At 68.9% G+C, this 21,180-nt stretch carries 17 protein-coding genes and 4 pseudogenes; 10 read left to right on the forward strand and 11 right to left on the reverse strand.

What is annotated here, in order from left to right:
* Positions 1-130: 130 nt before the first annotated feature.
* Positions 131-283 (reverse strand): hypothetical protein, encoded by a 153-nt coding sequence (locus IG78_RS49035; protein ID WP_157855752.1) that lies wholly within the window; start codon positions 281-283, stop codon positions 131-133.
* A gap of 211 nt (positions 284-494) precedes the next feature.
* A pseudogene (locus IG78_RS41695) lies at positions 495-1,333 on the reverse strand (IS5 family transposase).
* A gap of 547 nt (positions 1,334-1,880) precedes the next feature.
* Between IG78_RS41695 and IG78_RS0104385 the strand changes: the two are divergent.
* From IG78_RS0104385 to IG78_RS52565, 6 genes and pseudogenes are all read left to right on the forward strand, one after another.
* Positions 1,881-2,654: a polysaccharide lyase family 7 protein gene (locus IG78_RS0104385; protein ID WP_030559854.1), complete on the forward strand. Its 774-nt coding sequence runs from the start codon at positions 1,881-1,883 to the stop codon at positions 2,652-2,654.
* A 513-nt stretch (positions 2,655-3,167) separates the two neighbouring features.
* On the forward strand, positions 3,168-3,938 hold the full coding sequence (locus tag IG78_RS0104390) for a hypothetical protein (protein ID WP_157855753.1): 771 nt from the start codon (positions 3,168-3,170) through the stop codon (positions 3,936-3,938).
* A gap of 179 nt (positions 3,939-4,117) precedes the next feature.
* Positions 4,118-4,446: pseudogene (locus tag IG78_RS41700) on the forward strand (phytanoyl-CoA dioxygenase); the annotation flags it as partial.
* Positions 4,447-4,571: 125 nt separating this feature from the next.
* Positions 4,572-4,766 (forward strand): annotated as a pseudogene (locus IG78_RS0104400) (GyrI-like domain-containing protein); the annotation flags it as partial.
* A 1,128-nt stretch (positions 4,767-5,894) separates the two neighbouring features.
* Positions 5,895-7,427 (forward strand): UDP-N-acetylmuramoyl-L-alanyl-D-glutamate--2,6-diaminopimelate ligase, encoded by a 1,533-nt coding sequence (locus IG78_RS0104405; RefSeq protein WP_051852361.1) that lies wholly within the window; start codon positions 5,895-5,897, stop codon positions 7,425-7,427.
* Positions 7,428-7,643: 216 nt separating this feature from the next.
* Positions 7,644-7,895, forward strand: a complete 252-nt coding sequence (locus tag IG78_RS52565; RefSeq protein WP_030559860.1) for a serine hydrolase — start codon at positions 7,644-7,646, stop codon at positions 7,893-7,895.
* Positions 7,896-8,069: 174 nt separating this feature from the next.
* On the opposite strand, the gene IG78_RS51030 is transcribed toward IG78_RS52565, so the two are convergent.
* On the reverse strand, positions 8,070-8,189 hold the full coding sequence (locus IG78_RS51030; RefSeq protein ID WP_249926082.1) for a DUF6131 family protein: 120 nt from the start codon (positions 8,187-8,189) through the stop codon (positions 8,070-8,072).
* A 402-nt stretch (positions 8,190-8,591) separates the two neighbouring features.
* On the opposite strand from IG78_RS51030, the gene IG78_RS0104420 reads away from it, so the two are divergent.
* Together IG78_RS0104420 and IG78_RS0104425 are read left to right on the forward strand one after the other, a co-directional pair.
* Entirely contained in the window at positions 8,592-8,945 is a 354-nt protein-coding gene (locus tag IG78_RS0104420) for a PRC-barrel domain-containing protein (protein ID WP_030559861.1), read from the forward strand.
* A 361-nt stretch (positions 8,946-9,306) separates the two neighbouring features.
* Positions 9,307-11,724, forward strand: a complete 2,418-nt coding sequence (locus IG78_RS0104425) for an Orn/Lys/Arg family decarboxylase (protein WP_030559863.1) — start codon at positions 9,307-9,309, stop codon at positions 11,722-11,724.
* A 55-nt stretch (positions 11,725-11,779) separates the two neighbouring features.
* On the opposite strand, the gene IG78_RS0104430 is transcribed toward IG78_RS0104425, so the two are convergent.
* From IG78_RS0104430 to IG78_RS0104465, 7 genes are all read right to left on the reverse strand, one after another.
* Entirely contained in the window at positions 11,780-12,337 is a 558-nt protein-coding gene (locus IG78_RS0104430; protein ID WP_037685107.1) for an isoprenylcysteine carboxyl methyltransferase family protein, read from the reverse strand.
* A gap of 161 nt (positions 12,338-12,498) precedes the next feature.
* The gene (locus IG78_RS0104440) at positions 12,499-13,611 is read right to left on the reverse strand and encodes a type III polyketide synthase (protein ID WP_037685109.1); all 1,113 of its coding nucleotides are present in this window, start codon (positions 13,609-13,611) and stop codon (positions 12,499-12,501) included.
* Positions 13,592-15,781: an MMPL family transporter gene (locus tag IG78_RS0104445; RefSeq protein WP_159398242.1), complete on the reverse strand. Its 2,190-nt coding sequence runs from the start codon at positions 15,779-15,781 to the stop codon at positions 13,592-13,594. Before IG78_RS0104445 ends, IG78_RS0104440 begins: the two co-directional genes overlap by 20 nt.
* Positions 15,781-17,007 (reverse strand): beta-ketoacyl-[acyl-carrier-protein] synthase family protein, encoded by a 1,227-nt coding sequence (locus tag IG78_RS0104450; RefSeq protein WP_030559868.1) that lies wholly within the window; start codon positions 17,005-17,007, stop codon positions 15,781-15,783. The genes IG78_RS0104445 and IG78_RS0104450 overlap by 1 nt, the downstream gene beginning before the upstream one ends.
* Positions 16,997-17,278, reverse strand: a complete 282-nt coding sequence (locus IG78_RS43850) for an acyl carrier protein (RefSeq protein ID WP_030559870.1) — start codon at positions 17,276-17,278, stop codon at positions 16,997-16,999. Before IG78_RS43850 ends, IG78_RS0104450 begins: the two co-directional genes overlap by 11 nt.
* Before the next feature lie 74 nt (positions 17,279-17,352).
* On the reverse strand, positions 17,353-17,547 hold the full coding sequence (locus IG78_RS0104460) for a hypothetical protein (protein ID WP_030559871.1): 195 nt from the start codon (positions 17,545-17,547) through the stop codon (positions 17,353-17,355).
* Positions 17,548-17,961: 414 nt separating this feature from the next.
* A complete protein-coding gene (locus IG78_RS0104465; RefSeq protein WP_030559872.1) occupies positions 17,962-18,804 on the reverse strand; it encodes a MerR family transcriptional regulator in 843 nt (280 codons plus the stop codon).
* 402 nt (positions 18,805-19,206) lie between these two features.
* Here IG78_RS0104465 and IG78_RS0104470 point away from each other — a divergent pair, with 402 nt between their 5' ends.
* Together IG78_RS0104470 and IG78_RS0104475 are read left to right on the forward strand one after the other, a co-directional pair.
* Positions 19,207-20,040 carry a PIG-L family deacetylase gene (locus IG78_RS0104470; RefSeq protein ID WP_030559873.1) on the forward strand — a complete coding sequence of 278 codons (834 nt, stop codon included), beginning with the start codon at positions 19,207-19,209 and terminating at the stop codon, positions 20,038-20,040.
* A 188-nt stretch (positions 20,041-20,228) separates the two neighbouring features.
* Positions 20,229-20,639: a GNAT family N-acetyltransferase gene (locus tag IG78_RS0104475; protein ID WP_030559874.1), complete on the forward strand. Its 411-nt coding sequence runs from the start codon at positions 20,229-20,231 to the stop codon at positions 20,637-20,639.
* On the opposite strand, the pseudogene IG78_RS52570 reads toward IG78_RS0104475, so the two are convergent.
* Positions 20,629-21,160 (reverse strand): annotated as a pseudogene (locus IG78_RS52570) (helix-turn-helix domain-containing protein). The gene IG78_RS0104475 and the pseudogene IG78_RS52570 overlap by 11 nt on opposite strands.
* Positions 21,161-21,180 lie beyond the last annotated feature (20 nt).

A 21,180-nucleotide genomic window follows, 5' to 3' on the forward strand; every position in this document is an offset into this window, starting at 1 on the left:
TCGCCGATGTCGCCGACGCCACCGAGCAAGGCATCCACCGCATCAACACCAACCCCCCACTGCCATGGTCATACCTCGCCCATACCGGCCTGACCATCCGCCCACCACACCCACCGAACTTACGAAAAGATCAGTAGGTGGCGTAGTCGTGCCAGCGCGGGGAAGCGCCACCGGTGCACGTCGCCATGTAGAGGTCGTCGCTCAGCAACCGCGCGAGACACTTACCGCTCACCTTGTTCTGGATCAGGTCGACGGCAGGGTCGTGCTTGCTCTCAGTGGACAATTCCCCGTGGCCGTGCTGGGACGCGGCCTGCTCACCGGAACGGCTGTTCCGTCATGTCTATGGCCGATCCCGAGAGGCCGCGCTAATCATCCCAGACTGGCCGCACTCCTTTGCCGGCAGCCCTTCCGTGTCCGGCAGACCTCGATCATGACACGGCCGCTGAGGCCTTACTGAGTGTTTCGCCCTGGGTTTTGTGTTTGGTTCCGTGGGGTCAGGTTCCGCGCCAGTTTGGGGTGGCTTCGCCGGTGAGGCGGCGGGACATGAGGTTAATCATGGCGAAATGGATCACGGCTTCGGACCGGTGCGGGTGCCGCTCGTAGTCACGGACGAGTCTGCGGTGGTTAATGAGCCAGCCGATGCTGCGTTCGATGGTCCAGCGGCGCGGAATGACCGTGAACCCGCGGGTGCCCGGGGGGCGTTGGACGGGCTGGACGTCGATGCGCAGGCGGGCGCCGTGCTCGATGGCGATGATGCGGTATCCGGCGTCCACCCAGGCCTTGGCGACGCGCGGGTGGGCGGCTGCGATACGGGACAGCAGTGTCCGACCGGCGGCGGTGTCGGAGATGCTGGCGGCGGTGACCAGCACGGTCAGCAGCAGGCCGAGCGTGTCGCAGCCCAGGTGCCGCTTGCGGCCGATGATCCGTTTGCCGGCGTCCGTGCCCTGGTCGGCGAGGGGGACGTTGGCGGAGGTCTTGATGGCCTGGGAGTCCAACACACAGGCGGAGGGCTCGGCATCGCGGCCCTCGCGCTCGCGGACCAGGCCCCGCAACAGCCCGATGAGCTGGTCGAAGATACCGTCCTGCTGCCAGCAGGCGAAGTAGTGGTAGCTCGTGGGCCAGGGTGGGAAGTCGTGCGGCGGTGGCGCCACGGGATGCCGGTGCGGTCCACGTACAGGACGGCGTTCATGAGCGGGCGCAGGTCGTGTTCGGGTGGGCGCCCGATGTCCAGGCCGCGGTCGCGGCGCTCGTCGCGCCACGCGGTGAGGACTGGTTCGATCAGCACCCAGCGGTCGTCGGACAGGTCGCTGGGGTAGCCGCGGCGTGGGCTCATGTTTCCGATGTACCCCGTGCTGGCCGACCCGATCCAGCGGGCAAACGGCCGTGAGCTGGGTCGGCTTGGGATAAGACGGGAGGGGCCGGAACGAAACAACCCTCTCCTGCCACGGCACAGGAAAACCTTCTCCTCAGGAACTCGCGTCACGGGGCCCCGGGGTCGATGAATGCCCGCATTTCGCAGTGAGACAGGGCGAAACACTCAGTTGCAGAGCGTTTTGTCCCGGCGAGGTTGTTTGGTTCGAGGTTGAGATGTCGCGCCAGTTCAGAAGCGAGCGTTACCTGTGTAGCTCTGAGGCACATGGCGGCAAGCAAAACAGCATAAAAACGACCTCCAATCGCTCGCTACCAGGGCGGTATCCACGCACAGCGGAGGCCATCAACTGCCGCTTTCGCCAGGGCAGTTGCACCGGTTACTGTACGGAACGATCTGGTCGGCACCACCGGCGGTACGCGACAGCGCTTCGGTGACGCGTACGAGCCCTCTCGCCCCTGCTGACTGCTCAAGAAGGCATCCGACAGGCAACCGTAGGGAAGCAGGAAACATGAGCCGAACTCGCAAGATCGCCATGACGGGCGTGGCCACGCTTTCCGCCCTGGCCGCTTTGACCGCTCCTCTCCTCACGGCGGGCACCGCCACCGCGGCTGCCCCGTGCGACTACCCCGCTCAACAGCTTGACCTGACCAACTGGAAGGTAACCCTGCCCACGGGGGCCGAGGAGTCACCCACCGAGATCAAGCAGCCGGCGCTGGCCACCTTCTCCTCGGACCCGTGGTTCAGAGTGAACTCCGCCTGTACCGGCGTGCAGTTCCGCGCCGCCGTAAACGGGGTGACCACGCCGGGATCCAGCTACCCGCGCTCTGAGCTGCGCGAGATGACCAGTAACGGCACCTCGAACGCCGCATGGTCCGCCACCTCCGGTACTCACACCCTCACCTTCCGGGAGGCTTTCAACAAGCTCCCCGCCGACAAGCCGCAGGTCGTCGGCGCTCAGATCCACGACGGCAACGACGACGTCACGACGTTCCGTCTGGAGGGCACCAGTCTCTACATCACCAAGGGCGACGACAGCCATCACAAGCTGGTGACCAGTAACTACGCGCTGAACACTGTCTATGAGGGCAAGTTCGTCGTTAGCGGCGGCAAGATCATGGCCTACTACAACGGCGTCCTCCAGACGACCATCTCGCACACGGCGTCCGGGAACTATTTCAAGGCCGGTGCCTACACCCAGGCCAACTGCGGCAACTCCTCCCCGTGCGGCAGCTCCAACTACGGGCAGGTGAGCGTCTACAAGCTGCAGGTCGTCCATTCCTGAGTCTGTTCTGCAACCTCAGCTCCGGGAGGGGCGGTTGGGAACCTGCCGGGCTTTCGGAGACCGATGCGACCGTGGTGCGGCCTTGGTGTGATCATGTGCGTTGTCAAGACGCTGTTGATCATGCCAAGGCCGCGAGGGTCTACTGCACGATGCTGTCCGCGTCGGGTCCCTGACCATGCTGTTCCGGTTCCGGACCGACTTCTGATCTCCCGCAACTTCACTCGCCCACGCTGTCCCCGCCCTAACAAGGCTGTGCCGCTGTCCCACCCCAGCTCAGGTTCGTGGACGACGCGGGCCACCCGAGCCCGGACGGTCTGCATCCGGTGCTCTACGCCAATCAGCTCGCGGTCCAGGGCCTGGGAGTCTCCACGATCCAGATCGACAAGCAGCAGATCGCCGAGGGCGGCAAGGACGCACTCGACTACGACTCCGCGGACTGGCAATGGTGGGTGGGCCTGGGAGGCCGCGGCCGCGGTGGGCGCGCTCATCGGCACGCCCGGCGGCCCGGCGGGGATGGTGATCGGCGCGGCCGTCGCGGTCCTGGTCTTCCTCCTCGCCTGGCTGCTGAAGAAGCTTTTCGGCGGCGACAAGGACCGCGAGCAGGAGTGGACCGAAGGAGTCTTTCCGGGCAACGCGGCGAGCAGCACCCAGTACCAGAAGTCGGCTTGCCAGGGCATCGGCCCGCCCGGAGTGGTCGCACAGACCGGCGGCGCCACCCCCGGACGCACCTACACACTGCGCAACATCCCGCACTTCACCGGCGACAACCTGTACGGGCTCGCCTTCAGCGGCGCCGACACCTTCCGCATCGTCGACGACGCCACCCGGCGCGAGACCCGCGCCTGGCGCCCCTTCGAAGGCGGTGTCGGCTACCAATTCACCCGCCCCGCACCCGGCCGCTCCGACGTCTCGGGCACCTCACTGCGCAACTACTTCGAACTGTTCATCGCCAAGTACCAAGAGCTGCGGCGGCACAGGACCAAGTGGTGTACTTCGACACTGCCTGAGAAGTCGGGTCGCCCCGGGGGAAGGTCAGGAGTTCCCGTCGCACGACTGGCCTACCCTCGGGCGGCGGGCTACTCCGGAGGTTCCAGGTATGCGCGCTCACGTGGAGCGTCGCCGGCGCTGGGCGCAGCGGCGCTCGCCCGAACGCAAAACCGTGCAGGCTGTGATGGGCAAGGTCAGGACACTCTGCCGACAGATGGACACGAGACGGCCGTTCGACGCCATGTTGCGCCAGCTCAATCCACACCATGCCCTCGTGTTCGCGCCGAAGCCCCTTGAGTTTCCCTCAGCCCACGGGGCTCACCGGGTGTGCGTAGCCGCGGTACAAGGAGAGGCCGCTGAGATTGATCACGGTTTGCCAGGCGACGTGCGCCGCCTGACCGCGCTCCGGTGATACCCGACAAGGCGGTGCGGAGAATGTCGGGTGAACGGGTCCGGTGCCGCCGCACGATGGGGGCATGGACGACACGACCCTGGTATCCCGTTTCTCCGCGACGGCTTCGTGAAGTTGGAGGGCGCTGTCGTGCCGCGCGTGGCCGCGGACTGCGCGCGGCTGCCGCGGCGAGAGACGGGCTGTGCCCCGACGTCCCGTCGACGTGGACGCAGCCCGTGCACTGGGTGGGCGGTATGGCACAGGGGCCGTTCCGCCGCCGCGCCTAACTCCCCGTCGCTGCAGCGCGCGTACGACCTGCTCGTCGGCGCGGGACGCTGGGAGCCGCGCTACTCGCTGGGCACGTTCCCGCTGCGCTTACCGCACAAGGACGAGCCGGACGACGCGGGCTGGCACAACGCACCCCTGGAGATCGCGATCCGCCGGGGCCTGGAACAGGACACCCCCGGTCCGGACGGAGACGGCACCGAGCGCAGCGCCGGGTAGACGTGCTCACGACCATCGCTGGCAAGGTGATCGTGGAAGCGGTCTTCGCCACCTCCGGTCCCGCGCCGCAGGCCGTCCAGGAACTGTGGCGCGACGTGTTCATCGAGTGGTTCCCGTCGAACCCGTATCGCACCCGCACCGGCCCTGAGAGCCTGCCCACCCGCCTGTCACCGGACAAGACCGAGGCCGACGCCGAACTGTGGCTAGCCGTGGAACCTGAGCACTGCTGAACACAGCGGCAAGCCCCCGGGCAGGCGTGCGTGAGCGATTCGGGCTTCTTGGCCGCCTCCAGCACGGCGAACTGTTCCGGATTTAGCCGGCCACGGAAGGTCGGTCCCCTCGGCCGGAGCGACGTCGTTCCACCCTCGTTCCCAGAACGTCGCCACCGCTCCACGGACCGCACGGTGGCCCGCAGATCCGTAGCGATCGCCGCGCTCTTGTCGCCGCAGCCGAATCGCTTGTCGGCCTCCAGCCGCAACCGCTCATGCACTTCCCATCCCCCAACAGTCAGCCCACCACCCTGCGCATACCGCATGAACTCGTCATACCGCAGGGATCAACCACCCATCACTACCGGGCGACACCAGGCAGGAAAGGTCAGTGACCGCCAAACTTCCCGTGACGGGCGTGCCGCTGGCCGCGGTGCGCGAATAACGCCAGCCGCGCGTTCTGAGCGCGGCGGGGCTGCGTACCGCCACCGCGCACCCTGCGCGTATCGGATCACCGCCGCCCACATCCAGCTCCGGAAAAGCTGGTCCCATGGGCGGCTCGGCGTAGCCACCGAGGTAACGGCGGCCAGCATCTGCGCGGCCCGCGGCCCGCGTGCCGTCTCCAGCCCTGAGCCATGCGCGAAGGCGGCACCGGCGCCGCGAGGTACTCGTCCGCACACCCGTGGAAAAGCCCGTATTGTCACTGCCCGGGCGCACGGTCGCCCGGGCGCACGGTCGCCCACGGAGGCTTACGGGAATCGCGGCCCCGTCGCGCCCGCGGGACCGCGGTTGTCGGCGCGGCCGTACACTCAGGCTTATGGATCGTACGGGTTCTCCGAGGCAGCACATGCAGCAGGCCGCCTCAAGGCTGCGCCCAGGAGCCGTCGGTCACGTTCTCGCGGTTGGCGTCGAGGCATCTCGGGCCCGGCGCATCGCGCTGCACGAGCACGGCTAGCGGCGACTCTCGCGCGCGGGCTCGCCGTTCCCTCGCACCGTGCGTGCCCTTCTCCCCGGCTGGGGCAGCCTGCTCAGCCCGCCGGATGATCTTCGTTCCCGTTCCATGTCACCACAGCAGCCCTCCGGCATCCGCCGGCGCTGCCGCCTGGCTTCGACCGCATGGCCGGGTCGAGCCGTCTCGAAGGGATCCTTGTGCATCTGAGCGAGTTGCTGGCCGGCCAGGTTCATCACGTACTCCAGGGTGACCCGAGCAGGGCACCGATCACCGCGGGAGTGACCTTCGACGTCGACCGGGTGTGGCCTGGCTCCCTGTTCATCGCCGTGCCCGGACACCGGGAGGGCGGACCCGACTCTGTGACGGCCGCGTTCGCCCGCGGGGCCGTCGCCGCACTTGTCGAAGGGGAGGATGCGCGGCTCGGCGCGATGGTGTGGCCTGCGGACAAGTGCACCGTGCGCGTGGCCGACACCCGACAGGCGGCGGCGGTCGTGGCCTCCCGGTACTTCGGCGAACCGGGGCGGCTGATGGATATGGTGGCGATCACCGGGACCAACGGCAAGACGTCCGTCTCGTACATGATCGAATCCGCCCTGAGGATCTCCGCCGGGGCGAGGGTCGGGGTCATCGGAACGGCCGGCAGCCGGATCGGCGATGAGCTGATCCCGATGCCGCATTCGGTGCTCAGCACCCCGGAGTCGCCCGACCTGCAGTACCTCCTGGGACACATGCGTGACCGCGCGACCGGCACCGTGGTGCTGGAGGCCACCTCGATGGCGCTGTTGACCCATCGGGTGAACCGTACGTTCATCGACGTCGGGGTCTTCACCAATCTGACCCAGGACCATCTGGACGATCACGGTACGATGGCCAACTACCGCAATGCCAAGCTTCGGCTCTTCCGGGGCCTGTGCCAGCAAGCGGTGGTCAACGCCGACGACCCCGTGGGTGCCGAGATCGGCGTGACGATGCCCGGTGCGGTGACCACGTACGCCCTCGACGTACCGGCGGACTATCGTGCGACCGACCTTGCCGTGAGCGCTTCAGGCACACATTTCACCCTGCATCACGGCGGGCACGCGTACCCGGCGGCGATACCTTTCCCGGGCCGGTACTCGGTGGCCAATGCCCTCGCCAGCCTGGCCACCTGCCACGTCCTCGGGCACGATCTGGATACCCTCATCGCCGCGCTCAGCCATCTGCCGCCCGTCCCCGGCCGGTTCGAACGCTTCGAGACCCCGGAGGGCACCTCCGTGATCGTGGACTATGCCCACTCCCCGGACTCCTTGGACAAGGTTCTGGCCACCATCCGCAGCTACACGCGCGGCCGGGTGATCACTGTCTTCGGCTGCGGCGGCGACCGGGACACCACGAAGCGAGTCGCGATGGGCAGGATCGCCGGGACGCACTCTGATCTGTGCGTCCTGACGTCGGACAACCCACGCAACGAGGATCCGGAGGCGATCCTGGACCAGATCACCCCCGGCCTCGTCTCGACAGGAACACCCTTCGAACGGTTCGCCGACCGCCGCGACGCGATCGCTTTCGCTCTGTCCGCGGCGGGCCCCAAGGACACGGTCCTCATCGCGGGCAAGGGCAGCGAACCGTACCAGACCGTACGCGAGGAACTGCTGCCGTTCAGCGACATGGCGACCGCGCGCGAACTCGCCCAGGAACAAACCGCCGCCCGGTGCCCCGGCGGCCGGCCCGCCGCCGCTGTCCGTTCGTAGGTAGGCCTGGCAGTCGACGACCTCCTGGGTGGGCCGCACTGCCGCACCCGCGGGTGTGGAGGGCACGGCAGCCGCCACGGATGGCGGGTGTCCGCTCGACGAAGTGACTTCGAAACCGTGTCGGCCGGGTCAGGCCACGGTCCCGTCCTTGCTCCGATGAACAACCATGCAGCCCGAGGTCGACGTCACACGCGGCGGAGCGGACGGATCGGGGGCATGGAGCGACCCGGTCGTGCAGGCAGCATCACCAAGACCTTCATCGCGACCGTGCTGCTCCAGATGGAGGCGGAGGGGAGACTGAGCCTGGACGACAGCGTAGGGGCATGGCTGCCGGACATGGTCCGGGGCTACTACGTGAACGGGACCGGGGGCCTACCGTGCCCTGCCGGGTCCCACCAGGGCACGATGCCGAATCCGGGGGGGGCGCCGGTCGGCATGCAGAAGACAGACCTCACGACACCTGAATGACCGGCAGTAATACGACAGACCGGTAGTAGTAATACGACAGCACAACAACGGTTCTTGCATCACTGCGAGAGCGCGCCACAGGGCCCGGCGGAATGTTCTCCGCGAGGCCCCGGGCGCGCGAGGGACGTTGGTGCGTCGTTGAGCAGCCGCACCGAGTCCAGTTGTCAGGAGTTGTCAGAAGTAGTGCTTTCGACCGCCGACCATGCGTCCGGTCGCACCGAGAATCCACAGGACTGCGCCGACGACGACGAGTACCCCGCCGACGATCGTGAGCAGTGAGATACCGACCAGCATGCCGATGATTAGCAAAATCGCGCCAAGCACAATCATTTTCGGCTCCGCCCTAACGACTCTTCGGTGTTCGCGGGCCCTGACCTCACCAGGCCCACATCACCCTGTCCCCGCCCGCTTCGTACCCCGAACCGGGTGGCATTCCAGCCGACCGCGATCGGTCGCTGCTGGATTCCTGCCGTGCCACCACCGAGTGCCCTGCCATCCGTCACCCATGCATCCCGGACCGGGGCCCGGGCGACCGAAGACCGGAGCCCGGGCACCTGCACGACTCTTTCCTTGGTCTTCTGCGTTACCGGCGGGGTTGGGGGCACCCGCAGGCGCAAGGGGCACCGGAACCGGCACCGGCACCGGCACCGGAACACAGTGCTCCTGCCCGTACATCGCCGACGTGAGGAGCCGAACGTGAACGAGCGCATGTGGGGATACCAGCCGTCGAGCGGCTACAGCACAGGCGTCAACCTGATCGGGTTCAAGGTCGAAGCCACCGACGGTGGTATCGGCAAGGTCGACAAGCACTCCGACGAGGTCGGCTCCGCCTACCTCGTCGTCGATACCGGAGTGTGGATCTTCGGCAAACACGTGCTGCTTCCCGCAGGCACGGTGAGCCGGATCGACGCGGAGAACGAGACGATTTACGTCGACCGCACGAAGGCCCAGATCAAGGACGCCCCTGAGTTCGACAAGAACAAGCACATCGGAGACGCCGGCTACCACGACCAGATCGGCGGCTACTACGGCGGCGGCGGGCGCGTCTGACGCCGACCTCCCCGACCGACCATGGATTCGCTGCGTCCCACAACCACTGATCCATTCGCAGCCGGCCCGTCTCGCCCTCGACGAGACGGGCCGATCCACGTGGGCTTCCGCTCCCCCTGCGCACACTGCCTCGCGAGGGCCCATCAACCGCCGTGCCCCTCTGTTCACCTCACTCACACATGGTGCACCAGGCACATGATCCGAGCCCTCAGTGCCAGCGCCTCGAACGCGAGGCATCGGATCAAACAGAGGACTGACTGTTCCCCCCACAGGGTGGTTTCGACACATCCGTCAAGTTGCTTCATCCCGGTCCGCCGACACTGGGTGGGGCGGCACCGGACGCCCGGGAATGGGGGGCGATATGCCCGACAAGATTGTCCTTGTCGCTGTGCCGGAGCACTCGCGGGACGGCAGCGCAGGCGTGGACCAGCTCGTCAGGATCCGTGACGAGATCGAGTCCCACGGGCACAGCGTCCGCTGGGTGGTCACCGCCCGGGACGCCGAGGCGGTGCTGCACACCGAGGCGGGACTCGCCGCCGCCCTCGTGGCGTGGGATCTTCCGGTCGGCCGTGGTGCGAGCGTCCACGGCGCGGAGGACGAACCCGGCGGCGCGGCGGTGCTGCGTCGCATCGGCCGTCGTTTCACGAACCTGCCGGTGTTCCTCGTGATGGCTGACGACGGCCTGCGCGAACTGCCGCTGTGGGTCTCGCAGACCGTCGTCGGGTACGTATGGCCGCTGGAGGACACCCCGAGATTCATCGCCGGACGTATCACCACCGCCGCGCGCGCGTATCAAGAGGCGCTTCTCCCACCGTTCTTCAAGGCGATGCGACGCTTCGACGACGCACACGAGTACTCCTGGCACACCCCCGCACACTCCGGTGGCGTGGCCTTCCTCAAGTCACCGGTGGGGCGGGCCTTCCACGACTACTTCGGCGAACGCCTCCTGCGCAGCGACCTGTCGATCTCGGTCGAGGAACTCGGATCTTTGTTCGAGCACACCGGGCCGATCGGTGCGGCCGAGCGCAACGCGGCCCGGGTGTTCGGATCCGACTCCACCTACTTCGTGCTGCATGGTGACTCCACGTGCAATCGCCTGGTCGGCCACTTCAGCGTCACGCGCGACGAGGTGGCACTGGTGGACCGCAACTGTCACAAGTCCGTGCTGCACGGCCTCGTCGTCTCCGGTGCCCGACCGGTGTTCCTTGTCCCCACGCGTAACGGCTTCGGCCTCGCCGGGCCACTGCCGCCGGCAGAGATCACAGCGAACTCCGTGGCATCGCGGATTGCCACGAATCCGCTGACCAAGGGCCTTAAGGCGGCGGACTGCCAGTACGCGGTGTTCACCAACTCCACCTACGACGGCCTGTGTTACGACGCCGTCGCGGCGGCCAGGTCCTTCGCCGCCAGCACACCCCGGCTGCACTTCGACGAGGCGTGGTTCGCCTACGCCCGCTTCCACCCGCTGTATGCCGGACGCTACGGCATGTCGGTGGACCACAACACGATGCCCGGTCCGGAGCGGCCCACCGTCTTCGCCACCCAGTCCACGCACAAGCTGCTGGCGGCGCTGTCTCAGAGCGCCATGGTGCACGTCAGGCCCGCACCCAGAGCCCCGGTGGAACACGACCGTTTCAACGAGGCGTTGATGATGCACGGCACGACGTCACCGCTGTATCCGATGATCGCTTCCCTGGATGTGGCCACCGCGATGATGGACGGCGCGCAGGGGCACTGGCTGATCGACGAAGCGGTGACCGAGGCAGTCCGCTTCCGCCAGGAGATGGTGCGCATCGGCCGGCGGATCGACGACGCCGGGGACCGGCCGCCCTGGTTCTTCGGTGTGTGGCAGCCCGCAGTGGTGACGGACCCGGCCAGCGGTACCCGAGTGCCCTTCGACGAGGCTCCGGCCGACCTGTTGCGCACCGAACCCTCCTGCTGGCAACTGGAACCCGGCGCGGACTGGCACGGTTTCCCCGGCCTGACCGACGGTTACTGCATGCTCGACCCCATCAAGGTCACCCTGACGTGCCCGGGCATCGACGCCTCCGGCCATATGGGCGACTGGGGCATCCCCGCCCGTGTCCTCACCGCGTATCTGGCCCGCCGCAACATCGTCGTGGAGAAGACCGACAGCTACACCACCCTGGTGCTGTTCTCCATGGGCATCACCAAGGGCAAATGGGGCACGCTGCTCGACGCGTTGATGGACTTCAAGGCCCTGTACGACGAGGATGCCCCGCTCGACCGCGTCTTGCCGCCCCTGATCACCGAGCACGGCAGCCGTTACGCCGGCCGGACACTGCGCGAGCTGTGCCAGGAGATGCACAACCATCTGCGATCCGCCCGCCTCGTCGCCCTCCTGGACAATGCCTTCCAGCAGCTCCCCGAGCCCGTCGTCCCACCGCAACAGTGTTACCAGCGCCTCATTCGCGGCGGCACCGAACGAGTCCGCCTCGCCGAAGCGGCGGGCCGTGTCGCGGCCGCCATGGTCACCGTCACTCCGCCCGGAATCCCGGTACTCATGCCGGGTGAGAGCGTCGGCCCGCACGACGGGGCCTTGCTGCGCTACCTCTCCGCGCTCGAGGCCTTCGACCGACGCTTCCCCGGCTTCCGCAGCGAGACCCACGGCGTGACGCTCGACCCCGGCACCGGCGACTACCTGATCGAGTGCCTTCTCCCCCGGACCTCGGCAAGGCCGCCGGGTGCCACCCGCGCTCGTACCACCTCGACACCGGCACAGCGACGCGGCCCGGAGACCCGTGAGCCTTCCTCGTGAACCTCACGGGCGCGTGCGACCAGCAGCTATGCGCTGACGCTGCGCGACGGCCCGATCACCCCAGCCCGAGCTCGTTCCGACAGACCGCCGGTTCTGGTGCCGCAGGCCACAACACCGTGTTCTCCGTACGGATGCGCACGGCGAGCCAGGCCGTGTTGGCGAGCGTGAAGAGAAAGGCGGTGATCCACGCGGTGTGGACGAGGGGCAGGGCGATGCCCTCGCACGCGACGACGAGGTAGTTGGGATGCCGCATCCAGCGGTAGGGCCCGGTGGTGACCAAGGGGGCTGTGGGCACGACGATGACGCGGGTGTTCCACTGGGGCCCCAGTGCGCGCATGCACCAGGCACGGCCTGCCTGTGCGAGGGCGAGGACGGCCAGGCAGGGCCAGCCGGTCAGTGGGGTGAAGGTGCGGTCGGCGAGGGCGACCTCCGCGAGGATGCCGACGAGCAAGAAGACATGGAGGACGACCATCGCGGGGTAGTGGCGCTGCCCGTACTCGACGCCGCCTCGGTCGAACGCCCACCGTGCGTTCCGTCGGGCGACCGCCAGTTCGACCAAGCGCACGGCGGTGACCGCGGCGATGAGGAGGATCAGGCTCGCGGGGAGTGTCACGTGTGCGCGAGTCGGTCGGGGCGTTCGGCGTGTGCGCGGTGCCTGGCGGCGTGATCGGTCGGTTCCTCCGTAGAGGCGGCGGTGGCGTCTTCGGGGTGGGTGGGCATGGTCGTGTGTCACCGTTCTTCTTGTTGTGCAGCCGGGAGGAGTGGGGCCGTCCCCTACCAGCTCAGGAGAACCAGTTCGATGGCGAAGCCCGGGCCCATGGCGGCGACCAGACCGGGAGCGTTCGGCGGTGGGGGCGTTTTCATGGCCGCGTGCAGGATGTCCAGTACGGAGACGGACGAGAGGTTGCCGTGCTCGGCCACGGACCGCCGGGTGCGTTCCAGGGCGCGTGGCGGCAGGTGGAGGGCCTGCTCCACGGCGGTGAAGACTTTCGGGCCGCCGCCGTGGATGATCCAGCTCACGATCTGGTCCGGTGTCAGCGCATGCCGTTCCAGGAGGCTGTGGATGGCTGTGGGCAGGTGCTCCCCCGTCAGTGCGGGGATCTCCGGTGCCAGCAGGACACGCAGGCCGTGGGAGCCGATGTCCCAGCCGAGTACGTCCTCGGTGTCGGGGAGCAGCAGGCTGTAGGTGTCCACCAGTGCGGGTCCGGCGGGTCCGGGGTCCCGGCGGGCTCCGGTGGCCACGACGGCCGCGGCGCCGTCGCCGAAGAGGCTGCCGGCGACGATGTTGGCGACGGTGGGGTCCTTGAACTGGCAGGCCAGGCTACTCAGTTCCACGGCGAGCAGGACGGCGACCTGGTCGGGGTGGGCCAGGAGGTAGTCGTGGAGCCGGGCCAGGCCCACGGCGCCGCCCGCGCAGCCGCTGCCGAACAGCGGGACGCGCTTGATGTCAGGCCGCAGCCCCACCCGGTGGGCGAGGCGGGCCTCCAGTGAGGGCACGGCAAGGCCGGTGACGGTGGTGCTGATCACGGCGTCGACGTCCTGCGGGTGGATGCCGGCGGCACGCAGGGCACCGGTGATCGCCTGCTCCCCCAGGTCCAGGGCCACGTCGAGCCAGATACGGTTCTTTTCGGTGAAGTCGTCCTGGCGGGCGAGTTCGATCAGCTTCTCCAGTGGCAGCGCCAGGGACCGGGAGTCGATGCCCGAGCTGTTCGCGATCTTGCGGAGGACGAGGGTGCCCGCTTCGGACTCCAGCGCGGTGGTGCGGGCCAGGGTGGCGAGGATTTCCCGCTGGGGGTAGGTGTGGGGCGGGAAGACGGTCTGGATCGCGGCGACCCGCGGGGCGGTGGCCGGTGGCGGTCCGGTGCGGTCATGTGGAGGCTGATGCATCTGGTTCAGCCCTGCCTTCCTTGTCGGCTGCGGCGGTCCCGGGCCGGGACCCGATACGGGTAGGGGCCCACCAGTTGAGGGGGCCCAGGGCCGCCATCACCGCGGGCACCAGCACTCCGCGCACCAGGACGGCGTCGACGAGCGCGCCGAGTGCGACGCCGATGCCGATGAACTTGAGCAGGGCCACCTGCGAGGTGGCCATCGCGGCGGTCGAGATCGCCACGGCAGCCGCGGCGGACGTCATCAGGCGGCCGGTACGCGCGATGCCTTCGACGATCGACGTGCGGTTGTCGCCGCAGCGGTCGAACTCCTCCCGGATACGGCCGAGCAGGAAGACCTCGTAGTCGACCGACAGAGCCAGGGCGATGAACAGGACGAACAGGAGCATGGAAGCGTCCAGCGTGCCCGTCGTGGTGAAGCCGCCGAGCAGAGCGCTGCCGTGGCCGTCCTGGAAGAGGACGACCAGCGCCCCCAGGATCGCGCCGAGGCTCACGGCGGCGACGGCCAGCGCTTTGAGGGGGGCGACGAGCGTGCGCGTGAAGGCGCTCAGCAGGAGCATCAGCCCCGCTCCCAGCAGGAGCAGGCAGGTGGGGAGGGCGTCGAGGACACTGTGCGCGGTGTCGGTGACGTCCGCGGCTCGTCCGCCCACCGTGACGCTTCCCGGCGCGGGGGTGTCCCGTACCTGTCGCACCGCGGTCTGCGCCGCGCGGGTGTCGGGGGCGGCGGACGTGGCCGCCAGGAGGACCGCCCCCTCGCCTGCGGGCGCAGTGGGTGCCACGCGGACGGCGGTGACGCCGGGGAGGCGGGCGAGCCGCTCGCCGTATGCCGGGGCACCCCCGGCCGCCCTGGGGCCGGTCACCACCACGGTCAGGACCCGTTCGGGTGGTGCGGTGAACTCGGCGCGCACCCGCTGCGCCGCCGCGGCGGCAGGGGCGGATGGGGGCAGAGCGCGTTCGTCCACGATGCCGAGGCGGGCGTGGGTGAACGGCGCGGCGAGCAGGGCAAGGAGCAATAGCGCAAGGCCTCCCGCCAGCAGGGGCCGTGCGGTGACGGTGGAGGCGGTGCGGTGCCAGAAGCGGCTTCCCTCACCGGTACGGGTACGACGCCACCGGGCCAGCGGATCGAAGGCCTGGGCCCGGGGGCCGAGCAAGCACAGGCAGGCGGGCAGCACCGTCAGGGCGACCAGGGCCGCGAGCACGGCGACGGTCATGCCGGCCAGGGCCAGGGCGCGCAGCATCGGCACCGGCACGGCCAGGGCGGTGGCCAGGCATACGGTGACGGCGGCAGCCGAGAACACCACCGAACGGCCGCTGGAGCGCCGGGCGGCCGCCAGTGCCGTCTGCAGGTCCGCGCCCCGCGCGGTCTCCTCCCGTACCCGGGCCAGCAGGAAGAGGCTGTAGTCGACGGCCAGGCCGAAGCCGATCGCGGAGGCGGCGCTCACCGCGACCCGGGAGATGTCGACGACCTGCGCGAGCAGGCCCAGGACCGGAACGGCGCAGCCGATGGTGAGGGCGGCAACGACCACGGGCAGGAGCGCGGACACCACGGATCCGTAGGCGAGGACCAGCACGACGAACAGCACCGGCGCGGCCAGGAGTTCGGCCCGCCGCAAGTCGCGTTCGACGCTCTCGTCGATCTCCCGGTTGGCCCACGTCCCGCCACTGGGCTCCACGCTTGATGCCGGGGCGGCCGTGCGGGCCGCGGTCACCACGCGGGGTGCCGCCTGCTTGCGTTCCTTGTCCGTCCCCTTCAGCCGTACCAGGACGAGCAGGGTCCGCCCGTCCTTCGAGCGCAGCCAGGTGTTCTTCGTGGTGTGCGCGGACCATGCGGCCTTGACGTCTCCCTGCCCGGCCAGTGTCCGCACCACCGCTGTGGTGGCGTCCTGGACGTCGGCCTTACGGGCGGGGCCGGTGTGCTGGGAGACGGCCAGGATGAGATCGGGCGAGGGCACACCGAGCCGTTCGGCCCGCTGTGCGGCGCGGTCGGCCTCGGTGCCCGTGGCGACCGCGCCGCCCGTGCTCAGCGCCGAGAAGGCGAGCGGGGTCAGCGCCCCCGCGCACACCGCCGCCAGGAGAGCGCACACCAGCACCAGCCAGGCCCGCCGCACCACGCCGCGCTTGTGTGCCGTCTCCCTCGGGCTGTCGTCTGCGGACGTGTGAGCGGATCGCACTAGGCTACAGCCGAGAACAGCAGGACCGCGTTCTGGCCGCCGAACCCGAAGGAGCAACTGATGGCCGTGCCGCCGCGCGCGGGCCGCGGCCGCCCGGCGACGATGTCCAGCTTGTGATCGCCGTCCTGGCCCTGGAAGTTCGCCACCGGCGGGATCAGCCCGTGCCGCAGGGCGAGGACCGTGTAGGCCGCCTCGATGGCTCCGGCCGCCCCAAGCGCGTGTCCGATCACGCCTTTGGCCGCGGTGACGGGCGGCCCGTCATCGCCGAAGACCCGGGTGTAGGCCGCGGCCTCGGCCGCGTCGCCCAACGGGGTCGAGGTGCCGTGCGCGTTGGCGTGGGCGATGTCGTCCGGTCCGCATCCCGCGTCCGCCAGGGCCGCGCGGATGGCGCGGACCGCGCCGTCTCCTCGCGGGTGCGGGGCGATGGGGTGGTGGGCGTCGGCTCCGGCGCCGTACCCCCGCAGCAGTGCCTGGACCGGTGCCCGGCGGGCCCGGGCCGAGGAGGCGCGTTCCAGGACGAGAACGGCGGCGCCCTCGCCGAGGACCAGGCCGTCACGGCGCGCGTCGAACGGCCGGCTGGCCAGGGCCGGTTCCTCCCGGCGCCGGGACAGCGCCCGCATCCGGGTGAAGCAGGTGGCCGTCATGCGTGAGCGGGCCGACTCGCTGCCGCCCGCCAGCACGATGTCGCACGTGCCCGACCGGAGCAGGTCGCGGGCGACTCCGATCGCGGTGGCCCCCGAAGCGCAGGCGCTGGCGGTGGTGAAGTTGGGTCCGTGCACGCCCAGATCGATCGCGACCTCACCGGCGGCCATGCTCGGAACGCTGCGCGGAAGCGCGAGCATCGAGACGCGATCCGCTCGCCCCGCACCGAGATGAGTGAACTCGCCCACGTAGGTGCTCAGACTGTTCGATCCCACGCCCAGCACGACACCCACCCGCTCCGCATCCCACGTACGGCGGTCGAGGCCCGCGTCGGCGACGGCCCGCCGGGCGGCGACGAGGGCGAACTGGATGAAGCGGTCCGTACGCCGTGCCGGTGTGCGGCCGATTTCCGTTGCGGCGTCGAAGTCCGCCACCCGGCAGGAGAAGTCGACGGGGAGCCCCTCCAGTTCGGGGTCCGCGGCGGCCAGCGAGCGGCCCCGGCACAGAGCCGCCCAGTTCGCCTCCGCCGTGTGCCCGGCCGGAGTCACCAGGCCAAGGCCGGTGACCGCGATGTCAGGACACATGCTCGAACGCTTCGTCCGCCTCGCCCAGGGTGGAGGCCAGGCGGAGGTCCAGGGCGGTTTCGGGCAGGACGATCCCGAACTCCTCCTCCGCCGCGAGCACCAGCTCCATCAGTGACAGCGAGTCCAGGCCGAGACTCTCGAACGTCGTCGCCGGGGACAGTTCGTCCGGTCCGGCCTTCACGTTGAGGTGGCCGGTCAGCAGGGCCACCAGTTCCTCGGACAGTTCCGGCCGCTGCGGGGTCTGCGCAAGCGGCTCGTCGACGTGTGTCATGCCTTCGTCTCCTGGTTCTTCGGGGTGCGACGGGCGGGGGTGTCGCGCGCGTTCGTCGGCCGCGATCCTGGCCATCAGGTGTGTTCGCCCAGCCGGTCGCCACACGCCGCGCCGTCCACGGGGCCGTCAAAGTCCCGCGCTGCGCTCCAGGGCACGAACTGGTGCGGCAGCCAGTCACGAGCAGTGGCCAGGTGCCGCTCGAGGAGCCGCTCCACCGACGGCTCCAACTGCCGCAACACGGCGACGCCCACGGCATGGGCCACGTCCATATCCCCTCTTTTGTCACCTTTCGCAACCTTTTCATTACTGGGCCTGACAGTCCATCAGCGCGGATGATCTCCACTCATTCGGGGCAGCGCTCCCCCTTCGGTGCGGGAAGCACCTGTCCCCTCGACGCCCGGCGGCCTCAAGTCGTCGTTGCCGGCGCCGACCGGCCCGAAACTCGGCGCACGCGAGGCCCTGGCCGCCAAGTGCCCCAGGCCACAGGCCCCTTGAGCACCTCTCCACCTGCTCCTGTCGTGCTCAGCGCCCCGCCGAGCTGCATGAGCGCCCCGCCTTGAAGGCTTTGATCAGCGTGGCCGCCGAGGCGCCGGGTCCGATGGCGGCGACGGCGTCGCCGAGTGTGCTGGGCCGCCGTACGACGCGACTCGCTGTCGGACGGGATCGGTGCCGGGCACGGGTGATCAGTGGTCCTCGGAGTGGGCGTCGGCGAGAAGTTGTGCCGTGAGCTCCGTGCAGCGCATCCGGGCGGGAGAGAAGTCGTAGGGCATCCTGGAGACCGCTTCGAAGGCGCTCATCTGCGAGTCCTCCTCCCCCTTCAGGTCGGCGTCGTAGATCTCGAAGAGCTTCTCCTCGGCCGTGTCGAGCCCAGCCGCCTCGATGGCTTGATCCAGGGCCATCTGCTGGGCGCACCGCCGCACGGCGAGCTCTTCGACGCGCGGGTCGTCGGGCTCGACGCCGTCGTCGAGGGCGGCCTCGGCCGCGTCGAGACGGTCCTCCTCCGCGCGCAGGCCGGGGTGGGTGGCCAGTGCGATGAACACGCTGGCCTGGATGGCGGCGCCCAGCGGCCCGAAGATCCGTTCCGTGACCAGCAAGGCTTCCACGTCCGACGGTCGCAGTGCGCCCGGGTCCAGGTGGCTGAGCCGGTCCGTGACCAGTTCGGAGAGAAGCCCCAGCGGACTGCCCACCGCCCGCAGGCGCTGGACAGCCGCGCGCTGACGTTTGATGTCGGCCTCCTGCACCGCCAGGTTCTCCTCCAGCCTGCTCAGGATCTCCTCGATGTCCCCGGCTTCGTCGAAGGCGGCCCGCATGTCATCCAGGCTGATGCCGGCCGCTGCCATCTTGCGGACCCACAGCAGGCGGATCATGTCTTCGTAGCCGTAGCGGCGGCGCCCGTCCCCGCCTCGCTCCGGCTCCGGCAGCAGACCGATCTGGTGATAGTGGCGGATGGCGCGTGCGGCGGTACCGGCGAAAGCGGCAGCGTCACCGATCTTGACCTGGCGAGGAGGCGTGAGGAAGGGGTACATCGCAGGCAGAACCTTTCGTACGGGGTCTCCCGAGCTCACCACATGCCGCTACGGCAGGTGCAACAACATTCACCAGAGCCTGCGCCGGCCGCTGCCGGGACCCCGGGACCGGACAAGAACGACGAAGCACCCGGCATCGCAGAGCAGCCACCGGCGGCCAGAGGTGGACGGGCCGCTTGATGTGGTCGGCGCCACCGGTGGCCCTGGAAGGCCAAGCGGCCGCACGTACCGGGAACAACCGGTCCGGTCTGCGCGGTTGCATCGACCGAGGGACCGGCGCCGCACGGGCGGGGAACGCGGTGACCACAAGGTCGTCCGCCCCACCAGGATCCGGGCCCCGCGATCGCGGTACGCGCGCCGCGCTACTTGGACCAAGACGTATTCCTGCAGGAGGACTGTTTCATGACTGACCGGCCCTTGACGCTCATGGCAGTACACGCCCACCCCGACGACGAGGCCACCGGAACCGGAGGAGTCCTCGCGCGGTACGCAGCGGAAGGCATCCGCACGGTTCTTGTGACGTGTACCGACGGCGGCTGCGGTGACGGACCGGGCGGCGTCAAGCCGGGCGATCCCGGGCACGATCCGGCGACGGTCGCCTCTATGCGCCGGCAGGAACTCGAGGCGAGCTGTGGTGTCCTGAAGATCAGTGATCTGGAGACGCTGGACTATGCCGACTCCGGGATGATGGGCTGGCCGAGCAACGACGCCCCCGGATCCTTCTGGCAGACCCCCGTGGAGGAAGGCGCCGCCCGACTCGCGGAACTCATGCGGCACTACCGGCCCGATGTGGTCGTCACCTACGACGAGAACGGCTTCTACGGCCACCCCGACCACATCCAGGCCCACCGCATCACGATGGCGGCGCTGGAGATGACCTCGCTGACACCGAAGGTGTACTGGACGACGATGCCCCGGTCGGGGATGCAGCGGTTCGGGGAGATCATGCGCGAGTTCGGTGAGGACATGCCGGAGCCGGATCCTGCCGAGGCCGCCGCGATAGCCGAGATCGGTCTCCCCGACGACGAGATCACCACGTGGGTGGACACCACCGCGTTCAGCGATCAGAAGTTCGACGCACTGGCCGCGCACGCCAGTCAGGGCGAGAACATCTTCTTCCTCAAGATGGGCAAGGAGAGGTTCGGCGAGTTGATGGGCATGGAGACCTTCGTACGTGTCCAGGACGCCACCGGCGCGGCCATACCCGAGAACGATCTCTTCGCCGGACTGCGCTGACCCACCCGGCACCGCGTTCGTCCCCGAACCACCTGGCAACCACACAGGTGGGAGACCTGGGCTGCTGGCTCGGAAGGTGAGCGACAGCCCGGGTCGCAGGGTCGGCTGCGGTTACTGAGCTTGTAGGCGTGTTGTCGTTCTGATCAAAAAGGGGTTGAAGTCCGAGGCAGGTCCGCGACGCTGGCAGGATGAGCGGAGCGATCTCTTACACATGGCGCGGCCCCATCACTGACGAGGAGATGGTCGACCTTGTTCGGTCGCATGGCGGCAACGCCGTTGCTGGCTGGTGGAACGAGGTCAAGGAACACAGCCTCGGCTGGGTGGGGGCCCGTGATGGCGATGGCGTCCTTGTCGGATTCGTGAACGTGGCGTGGGACGGTGGAGACCACGCCTTCTTGATTGACACAAAGACTCGGGGCTCGCACCAGCATCGCGGTATCGGAACGGCGGTGGTCCGTCTGGCGGTTGCCCATGCGCGTGCATCGGGCTGCGAGTGGTTGCACGTCGACTTCGAGCCCGGGCTGCGAGGCTTCTATCACAGCGCCTGTGGCTTCCGCGCGACGGACGCAGGGTTGATCCACTTGCCCTCTACGAGGTGATGTGCGTGGGGTGTCGTAAGCGGGTGGCTGCGAGGCATCCGTCGATGAGGTCGCTGCGATATCGGATCTCCCGGAGACCGCGGCGAAGAACGCGCATCAGGTGATCGGGATCGGTGAAGGCAGTGTTGGACTGGCTGCTGCGCCACAGGAGCGACCAGATGCCCTCGACGGGGTGGAGGTCGGGGGCGTAGGCGGGCAGATAGTAGGCCGTGATCCAGTCATGTGCGTCCACGAAGGCACGTATCCGGGCGTCTTCCCTTGTCCCGTTCCTGCTCCAGCACCGCGAACAGTTCCTCGCTCAGCTTTGGCCGCGATGCCGGTCCTTTCGAACGCCAGGCGCGTTGACCGTCGTGCTGCCACGATCGATGCCATCGCTGCACCGACCGAACACTGACCCGTAACTGCTTCGCGATCACCAGGTTGGTCTGTCCATCTACGAACATCCCGGTCGCCTGCATTCGGATGCGCGCACGGAATGCCCGCCGTTCTGCGGTCAGCCCGCCGCCCTGCGGATACCTCATCATTTCGGCCTACCGCGACG

The sequence above is a fragment of the Streptomyces aureocirculatus genome (genome assembly GCF_000720475.1).
Taxonomy (GTDB): domain Bacteria; phylum Actinomycetota; class Actinomycetes; order Streptomycetales; family Streptomycetaceae; genus Streptomyces; species Streptomyces aureocirculatus.

Excerpts from the sequence above, each read along its gene's own strand:
- IG78_RS0104475 (WP_030559874.1), top strand. The coding sequence starts at position 20,229 with ATGAGCGGAGCGATCTCTTACACATGGCGCGGCCCCATCACTGACGAG.
- IG78_RS0104385 (WP_030559854.1), top strand. The coding sequence starts at position 1,881 with ATGAGCCGAACTCGCAAGATCGCCATGACGGGCGTGGCCACGCTTTCC.
- IG78_RS0104470 (WP_030559873.1), top strand. The coding sequence starts at position 19,207 with ATGACTGACCGGCCCTTGACGCTCATGGCAGTACACGCCCACCCCGAC.
- IG78_RS51030 (WP_249926082.1), bottom strand. The coding sequence starts at position 8,189 with ATGCTGGTCGGTATCTCACTGCTCACGATCGTCGGCGGGGTACTCGTC.
- IG78_RS0104440 (WP_037685109.1), bottom strand. The coding sequence starts at position 13,611 with ATGCATCAGCCTCCACATGACCGCACCGGACCGCCACCGGCCACCGCC.
- IG78_RS0104425 (WP_030559863.1), top strand. The coding sequence starts at position 9,307 with ATGCCCGACAAGATTGTCCTTGTCGCTGTGCCGGAGCACTCGCGGGAC.
- IG78_RS0104390 (WP_157855753.1), top strand. The coding sequence starts at position 3,168 with ATGGTGATCGGCGCGGCCGTCGCGGTCCTGGTCTTCCTCCTCGCCTGG.
- IG78_RS0104465 (WP_030559872.1), bottom strand. The coding sequence starts at position 18,804 with ATGTACCCCTTCCTCACGCCTCCTCGCCAGGTCAAGATCGGTGACGCT.
- IG78_RS0104450 (WP_030559868.1), bottom strand. The coding sequence starts at position 17,007 with ATGTGTCCTGACATCGCGGTCACCGGCCTTGGCCTGGTGACTCCGGCC.
- IG78_RS43850 (WP_030559870.1), bottom strand. The coding sequence starts at position 17,278 with ATGACACACGTCGACGAGCCGCTTGCGCAGACCCCGCAGCGGCCGGAA.
- IG78_RS0104460 (WP_030559871.1), bottom strand. The coding sequence starts at position 17,547 with ATGGACGTGGCCCATGCCGTGGGCGTCGCCGTGTTGCGGCAGTTGGAG.
- IG78_RS52565 (WP_030559860.1), top strand. The coding sequence starts at position 7,644 with ATGGAGCGACCCGGTCGTGCAGGCAGCATCACCAAGACCTTCATCGCG.